This is a genomic window from Chitinimonas sp. BJB300, assembly GCF_002735695.1.
Taxonomy (GTDB): Bacteria; Pseudomonadota; Gammaproteobacteria; order Burkholderiales; family Chitinimonadaceae; genus Chitinimonas.
Map to the genome: position 1 here is coordinate 1 of NZ_PDZH01000297.1, position 1,503 is coordinate 1,503.

General features: G+C 61.8%; 1 protein-coding gene. It reads right to left on the reverse strand.

From position 1 onward, the window contains the following. Positions 1-1,503: RHS repeat protein (locus CSQ89_RS21465; RefSeq protein WP_143747133.1), on the reverse strand; the 1,503-nt coding region annotated here is incomplete at both ends.

Sequence of the window (1,503 nt, forward strand, 5' to 3'; positions counted from 1 at the left end):
TGCGGTTGGCGGTGTCCTTGGCGTAAGGATCTGTACGCAGGAGCGCGTTGAGTTCGGCTTCACCCACCATCGGGTTGGGAATCGCTTTGGCGTATTGGGTGGTACGGGTCAACCGGCTTGCGGCGTCATATTGCTTCTCGGTGACTTCACCGAGGGCATTGATGCTGTAGCGTTGCCGACCCACGGCATCATAGGCAAAGCGGGTGGCGTTGCGCTGGGCATCCCACTTCGCCACCACATTGCCGACGGCATCGTAGTCGTAACGCGTGGTGAGCTTCAGCCCTGTTGGGTCGACCGTTTCACTGATCCGCCGGCCCAGCTTGTCGTATTCATACTGGGTGGTCTTGGCGGCTGGGGAACCCGCGCCTTCGGTGACACTGAGCTTATTGCCCTGGTCGTCGTAGCGGTACTCGGTGCGTAGCTTGAGCCCCCCCTCGTCCACCACCACCGCCGTCAGCTGACCCTTGCGGTCGAAGTGGTTACGGGTGATGACGCCATTGGCGTCGATGCTGGTCACCGTGCGGCCCTGACCATCCAGGGTGACGCGGCTGGTGAGGTTCAAGCCCGTGGGGTCGATCTGCTTTTGCAGTTGCCGGTTGGCGGCGTCGTACTGGTATTGCGTGACCGTACCGTTGGCGTCGGTCGTGCTGATGACATTGCCGACACTGTCGTAAGCCTTGCGACTCGTGTTGCCCAGGGCATCGGTGCTGCTTTGTAGTTTGCCGTCGGCGTTGTACTGGTAGGTGGTGGTGTTGCCATTGCCGTCAGTGAGCTTGACCACTTCCCCATGCCGGTTGCGTTCGCTGCTGGTCTTCACCCCATCGGCCGTGGTGACGGTGATGCGACGGGTGGCTGTGTCGTACGCGGTGGTGGTCACATGCCCCAGCGCATCGGTTTGCTTGAGTACGCGGTCAAAGGCGTCGTAGACCGTGCTTTGTCTGGCGTTAAGCGGGTTGGTGACGACCACCTTGCGACCGAGGCGGTCGTATTCCATGCGCGTGGTGTTGCCGCTGGCGTCCGTCAGGGCGGTGGCGCGACCGAAGGCGTCGTAGTCGGTGGCCGTGATCAGATTCAGGCCACCCTCATCCTGCCGGGTTGAGATCAGCTTGCCACGGGCGTCGTATTGGAAATGCGTGGTCGTGACCCTGCCTGCGTCGATCGGGCTGACCAGCCGGTCCACTTCGCCGAAGGCGGTATAGGTCGTGCGGGTGGACTTGCCCAGGCTGTCGAGGGCTTCTTTGACCAGACCGCGCAGGGTGTAGTTGATACGGCTGGTCTTGTCCTCGTTGGCATTCGCCAATGCCGTCAAGGTTTGCTGGATGGCGTCGGTCAGCAGCCCGCCGTTCAAACCATTGAGATTACCCAGCCGTTGCGTATAGACCGTCGTGCGGCAGACTTCCCCAAACGCGGTGTAATCCAGCTGGCGCACTTCACCCAGCGCATTGACGGTGTAACGCAGCTGGCCGGCGGCATCGTAGTAATGGCGGGTGGTGTTGCCGCGTG